The organism is Nocardia farcinica (assembly GCF_029867845.1).
GTDB classification, from domain to species: Bacteria; Actinomycetota; Actinomycetes; order Mycobacteriales; family Mycobacteriaceae; genus Nocardia; species Nocardia farcinica_A.
Map to the genome: position 1 here is coordinate 1 of NZ_JARWRU010000222.1, position 5,756 is coordinate 5,756.

The following is a 5,756-nucleotide window of genomic DNA, read 5'->3' on the forward strand; positions in this document are numbered from 1 at the left end:
CAGCGCGGGGCCGGGGCCGGGCGCGCCGGGCGCCTGGCCCGGGCCGGGCTGCATGCTCCAGGGCTCCGGCGCCCGGAAGGAGTGCCCGGGGGCGGGCGGCGTCGGCCACGAACCGCCGGTGGCCGTGGTGCCGGCCGGAGGGGAGGACTCGGCCGGGGCGGCGGGGAGACCGTCTCCGCCCGCGGGCTCGCCGGTACCGGTGGGATCGTGCCTACCCGCGTGATGGCCCTTATCCGCGTGATCGTCCTTATCCGCGTGATCGTCCTTGTCGCGGCCGCCGAAGAATCGGCGCTTCTTCTCCTTGCGCCCGGCGTCCTCGCCCGAGGAACGGCCGCGCCTGCGCTTGGGGGCGGGCTCGTCGTCGATGAGTTCGTCGTGCGGCAGGTTCTGTACGGGCGGCGCGTCGTAGCTGTCGCCGACATCGCTTTCCGACAGCCAGGGCGGGAGCATGGGCAGCCCGTCGTCGATACGACTCACGGGCGCTCCCTGCGCTGCCTCACGACGTCCCCCTGGTAGAACTACTGGCCCGGATCTCCGACTGTCTCGACTGCTTCAGTTTAGGGGACCACATCCCCGCCCCGTGGCCCACATCCGCCACCCGCGGACGCGGCGGGCGCGCGCCGGGCGTGGCGAGGACCCCCTGCACGGCCGGAGGGAAGGGCCTTTTTGCCTGATCGCCGTGAGGTCGGTAAGCTCGTGTGGCGGTGCACCATGCGCCGACTGCTCCGCGTGCAAGCTGTTCGGTGTGCCATCGGGTGATCCCCGACGGGTACATCCAAGCAGAAACCCTGCGAACGGCAAGCGCGCGGACAACCATCCAGGCACACAAACCAGGTTCGAGCGGCTGCGGCCGCCTCCGGGCCGGGAGCGCGGAGGACATGGCGAAGAAAGACGGGGCCATCGAGGTCGAGGGTCGGGTTGTCGAACCGCTGCCCAATGCGATGTTCCGGATCGAGCTCGAGAACGGGCACAAGGTTCTCGCGCACATCAGCGGGAAGATGCGGCAGCACTACATTCGCATCCTTCCCGAGGACCGCGTGGTCGTCGAGCTCTCGCCCTACGACCTGTCCCGCGGCCGCATCGTTTACCGCTACAAGTGAGGTCGGGTCCCGGATCGCACCGGGGCGCGGCTCGGCGAGACCGGGCCTGCGGCGCGATGACGCGCGGCGCCCGGAATCCCCTATAGAGACTTCCCCAGCCCGTCGGCTGGGGAAAAACTGTGTTCACACCCTGTGGACCCACAACAGATTGGACGGACGTGAAGGTTCAGCCGAGCGTCAAGAAGATCTGCGAGAAGTGCAAGGTGATCCGCCGTAACGGGCGGGTCATGGTGATCTGCGACAACCTGCGCCACAAGCAGCGCCAGGGCTGATCGCGTTTCACCACCGGGCACCGATCGCCTGATCGGCTTGGCCAGAGAAAAGAAGAACTCCCAGCTCCAGCCGCACGCTGTGGAAATTCGGGCCCTCCGCCAGGAGACAACCCGGGGCGTGCGCGCCAACCACCGGTACGGAGGCCGGTGCCCCGAATCAACAGACGCGGGGACGGACAGGGAGCAGACCTCCGACAACGATTAAGGAACTGCCACCATGGCACGTCTGATGGGCGTCGATCTCCCGCGCGAGAAGCGCATGGAGATCGCGCTGACCTACATCTACGGCATCGGCCGTACCCGCTCCAAGGAGATCCTCGAGGCCACCGGCGTCAGCCCGGACCTGCGTTCGAAGGATCTGAGCGACGACGACCTGACCAAGCTCCGCGACTACATCGAGGCCTCGGAGTTCAAGGTCGAGGGTGATCTGCGCCGCGAGGTGCAGGCCGACATCCGTCGCAAGATCGAGATCGGCTGCTACCAGGGTCTGCGCCACCGTCGCGGTCTGCCGGTGCGCGGCCAGCGCACCAAGACCAACGCGCGCACGCGCAAGGGTCCGAAGAAGACCGTCGCCGGCAAGAAGAAGTAAGGGATCCGCATGCCTCCGAAGAGTCGGGCTACGGGCCCGAAGAAGACCCAGAAGGCGCGTCGCAGGGACAAGAAGAACGTCCCGCACGGCAACGCGCACATCAAGAGCACGTTCAACAACACGATCGTGTCGATCACCGACCCCAACGGCAACGTCATCTCCTGGGCGTCCTCGGGTCACGTCGGCTTCAAGGGTTCGCGCAAGTCGACCCCGTTCGCCGCTCAGCTGGCCGCCGAGAACGCGGCCCGCAAGGCGCAGGAGCACGGCGTCAAGAAGGTCGACGTGTTCGTCAAGGGCCCCGGTTCGGGCCGCGAGACCGCGATCCGTTCGCTGCAGGCCGCCGGCCTGGAAGTGGGCACGATCTCCGATGTCACCCCGCAGCCGCACAACGGCTGCCGTCCGCCCAAGCGGCGTCGCGTCTAGCGGGAAAGGAATAGCGAACAATGGCTCGTTACACAGGCCCTATCACCCGCAAGTCGCGTCGTCTGCGCGTCGATCTCGTCGGCGGTGACCAGGCGTTCGAACGTCGCCCCTACCCGCCCGGCCAGCACGGCCGCGCGCGGATCAAGGAGAGCGAGTACCTGCTCCAGCTGCAGGAGAAGCAGAAGGCCCGCTTTTCCTACGGCGTGATGGAGAAGCAGTTCCGTCGCTACTACGAAGAGGCCAACCGCCAGAAGGGCAAGACGGGTGACAACCTGCTGCGCCTGCTGGAGACCCGCCTCGACAACGTGGTGTACCGCGCCGGTCTGGCCCGTACCCGCCGCCAGGCTCGTCAGCTCGTCAGCCACGGCCACTTCCTGGTCAACGGCGTGAAGGTCGACGTGCCCAGCTACCGCGTCTCCCAGTACGACATCATCGATGTCAAGGAGAAGTCGCTGTCGACCCTGCCGTTCCAGGTGGCGCGCGAGACCCTCGGCGACCGGCCGGTTCCCGGCTGGCTCCAGGTCATCCCGGGCCGTCTGCGGATCCTGGTCCACCAGGAGCCCGAGCGCGCGCAGATCGACGTGCCGCTGCAGGAACAGCTGATCGTCGAGTACTACTCGAAGTAAACCGAGTACTCGTATCAGCGCGCTGTGCCGCTGGTGTGCGGCCCGTAGACGCCGAGCGGCCGCCCCCAACCCCAGAAACCTGGGGGCAAAAATCGGGCGCCCCAGAAGGAGGAAGATCCTCATGCTGATTTCCCAGCGACCGACGCTGACCGAAGAGGTCGTCGCCGAGAACCGGTCGAAGTTCACCATCGAGCCGCTCGAGCCGGGCTTCGGCTACACCCTCGGCAACTCGCTGCGGCGGACCCTGCTGTCCTCCATCCCGGGGGCGGCGGTCACGAGCATCCGCATCGACGGCGTTCTGCACGAGTTCACCACCGTCCCCGGCGTGAAGGAGGATGTCACCGACATCATCCTGAACCTCAAGGGCCTGGTCGTGTCCTCGGAGGAGGACGAGCCGGTCACCATGTACGTCCGCAAGCAGGGCCCTGGCACCGTCACCGCCGGTGACATCGTCCCGCCTGCCGGGGTCGTGGTGCACAACCCGGACATGCACATCGCCACCCTGAACGACAAGGGCAAGCTCGAGATCGAGCTCGTCGTCGAGCGGGGCCGCGGCTACGTGCCCGCCGTGCAGAACAAGGCGTCCGGCGCGGAGATCGGCCGGATTCCGGTGGACTCGATCTACTCGCCGGTGCTCAAGGTGACCTACAAGGTCGAGGCGACCCGTGTCGAGCAGCGCACCGACTTCGACCGGCTCATCCTGGACGTGGAGACCAAGAACTCCATCAGCGCGCGGGACGCGCTCGCCTCGGCGGGCAAGACCCTGGTCGAGCTCTTCGGCCTGGCCCGCGAGCTGAACGTCGAAGCCGAGGGCATCGAGATCGGCCCCTCGCCGGCCGAGGCGGATCACATCGCCTCGTTCGGCCTGCCGATCGAGGATCTGGACCTCACCGTCCGGTCCTACAACTGCCTCAAGCGCGAGGGTGTGCACACGGTGGGCGAGCTGGTGGCCCGCACCGAGTCGGACCTGCTGGACATCCGCAACTTCGGTCAGAAGTCCATCGACGAGGTCAAGGTCAAGCTGCACGCGCTCGGCCTCTCGCTCAAGGACAGCCCGGCGTCGTTCGACCCGTCCTCCGTGGTGGGCTACGACGCGAGCACCGGAACGTGGAGCGACAGCGGCACTTTCAGCGACAACGACGGCGGCGAGCAGGACTACGCCGAGACCGAACAGCTCTAGGCGGCTGGGGTAGGCAACCCAGGTCGGCCTTGACCCGCGGCGTGAGCGAACGGGCCCGGAGGCGGTAGCGAAGCGTCACCACGAAGGGCCCCGCGAACGCCGCAATCAGACACAGGAGAACAACAATGCCTAAGCCCAAGAAGGGTGCCCGCTTCGGCGGGTCGGCGTCGCACCAGAAGGCGATCTTCGCCAATCTGGCGACGGCGCTCTTCGAGCACGGCCGGATCACCACGACCGAAGCCAAGGCCAAGGCCGTGCGTCCGTACGCCGAGAAGCTCATCACCAAGGCGAAGGGCGGCACTCTGGCCGACCGTCGCGAGGTGCTGAAGGTCATCCGCAACAAGGACGTCGTCCACACGCTCTTCGCGGAGATCGGCCCGTCGTTCGAGGGTCGCGAGGGTGGCTACACCCGCATCACCAAGACGCTGCCCCGCAAGGGTGACAACGCGCCGATGGCGATCATCGAGCTGGTCCGCGAGAAGACCGTGACCAACGAGGCCGAGCGCGCCCGCCGCGTGGCCGCCTCCAAGAAGGCCGAAGAGGCCCCGGCCGAGGCCGCGGCCGACGAGGCCACGGCTGACGAGGCCACGGCGGAGTCGACCGAGGCGAAGGCGGACGAGGCCACCGAGGCCGCGGCCACCGAGGACAAGAAGGAAGCCTGATCTGACTCGGGATTCCGGCAATGAGCCCGTCGCCCCTCCGGGCGGCGGGCTCATTCGCGTACGGCTCGACATCGCCTACGACGGCACCGATTTCACCGGCTGGGCCCGCCAGCCCGGCCTGCGCACCGTGCAGGGAGTGCTCGAGGACGCGCTGTCGAAGGTGTTCCGCGAGCCGATCCAGCTGACCGTCGCCGGCCGCACGGACGCGGGCGTGCACGCCGAAGGCCAGGTCGCGCACTTCGACACCTCGGCCGAGTTCGACGGCCCGAAGCTGGTGCACCGGCTGGCCAGGTTCCTGCCGAAGGATGTGCGGGTCACCGGTGCCAGGCCCGCGCCCGCCGACTTCGACGCCCGCTTCTCCGCCATCCGGCGGCACTACGTCTACCGGCTCACCACCGCCCCCTACGGCGCGTTGCCGCTGGCGGCGCGGCACGTGGTCGCCTGCAAGCCCGTGGTCGATCTCGACGCCATGCGCGCGGCCTCGCGACAACTGCTCGGGCTGCACGATTTCGCCGCCTTCTGCCGTCGCCGTGAGGGCGCGACCACGGTGCGCGAACTCCAGCGCTACGAGTGGGAGCGCCACGGCGACCTGCTGATCGCGCACGTGAGCGCGGACGCCTTCTGCTGGTCGATGGTGCGCAGCCTGGTCGGCGCCGTCCTGGCGGTGGGGGAGGGCAGGCGCAGCCCGGACTGGGTGGGCGGTCTGCTGACCGAGACCCAGCGCTCCAGCGCGGTGACCGTGGCGCCCGCGCACGGGCTCAGCATCGTCGCCGTCGACTATCCGGCGGACGAGGACCTGGCCGTGCGCCACGCGCAGACCAGGGAGATTCGCACCGTGCCCGCGCCGGAGGGCTGCAGCGGCGCAAGATACGCGCGGCCCGTCACCCGTTAACCCCAGTCGCGG

General features: G+C 68.4%; 8 protein-coding genes and 1 pseudogene. 8 read left to right on the top strand and 1 reads right to left on the bottom strand.

What is annotated here, in order from left to right; genetic code table 11:
* Positions 1 to 477 (bottom strand): annotated as a pseudogene (locus tag QH283_RS04550) (hypothetical protein); the annotation flags it as partial.
* 401 nt (positions 478 to 878) lie between these two features.
* Between QH283_RS04550 and infA the strand changes: the two are divergent.
* From infA to truA, 8 genes are all read left to right on the top strand, one after another.
* On the top strand, positions 879 to 1,100 hold the full coding sequence (gene infA, locus QH283_RS04555) for a translation initiation factor IF-1 (RefSeq protein ID WP_003418601.1): 222 nt from the start codon (positions 879 to 881) through the stop codon (positions 1,098 to 1,100).
* 158 nt (positions 1,101 to 1,258) lie between these two features.
* Complete coding sequence (gene rpmJ, locus QH283_RS04560) at positions 1,259 to 1,372, top strand: 50S ribosomal protein L36 (RefSeq protein WP_025347279.1); 114 nt, start codon at positions 1,259 to 1,261, stop codon at positions 1,370 to 1,372.
* A 217-nt stretch (positions 1,373 to 1,589) separates the two neighbouring features.
* Complete coding sequence (gene rpsM / locus QH283_RS04565) at positions 1,590 to 1,961, top strand: 30S ribosomal protein S13 (protein WP_011207364.1); 372 nt, start codon at positions 1,590 to 1,592, stop codon at positions 1,959 to 1,961.
* Between the two features lie 9 nt (positions 1,962 to 1,970).
* Entirely contained in the window at positions 1,971 to 2,384 is a 414-nt protein-coding gene (gene rpsK, locus QH283_RS04570; protein WP_040794578.1) for a 30S ribosomal protein S11, read from the top strand.
* A gap of 20 nt (positions 2,385 to 2,404) precedes the next feature.
* On the top strand, positions 2,405 to 3,010 hold the full coding sequence (gene rpsD, locus QH283_RS04575; protein ID WP_280501761.1) for a 30S ribosomal protein S4: 606 nt from the start codon (positions 2,405 to 2,407) through the stop codon (positions 3,008 to 3,010).
* A 121-nt stretch (positions 3,011 to 3,131) separates the two neighbouring features.
* Positions 3,132 to 4,190, top strand: coding sequence for a DNA-directed RNA polymerase subunit alpha (locus tag QH283_RS04580; protein ID WP_040794580.1), 1,059 nt, complete (start codon positions 3,132 to 3,134; stop codon positions 4,188 to 4,190).
* A gap of 125 nt (positions 4,191 to 4,315) precedes the next feature.
* Positions 4,316 to 4,852, top strand: a complete 537-nt coding sequence (gene rplQ, locus QH283_RS04585; protein WP_280501762.1) for a 50S ribosomal protein L17 — start codon at positions 4,316 to 4,318, stop codon at positions 4,850 to 4,852.
* 1 nt (position 4,853) lies between these two features.
* Positions 4,854 to 5,744 (top strand): tRNA pseudouridine(38-40) synthase TruA, encoded by an 891-nt coding sequence (truA, locus tag QH283_RS04590; RefSeq protein ID WP_280501763.1) that lies wholly within the window; start codon positions 4,854 to 4,856, stop codon positions 5,742 to 5,744.
* Positions 5,745 to 5,756: the final 12 nt, after the last annotated feature.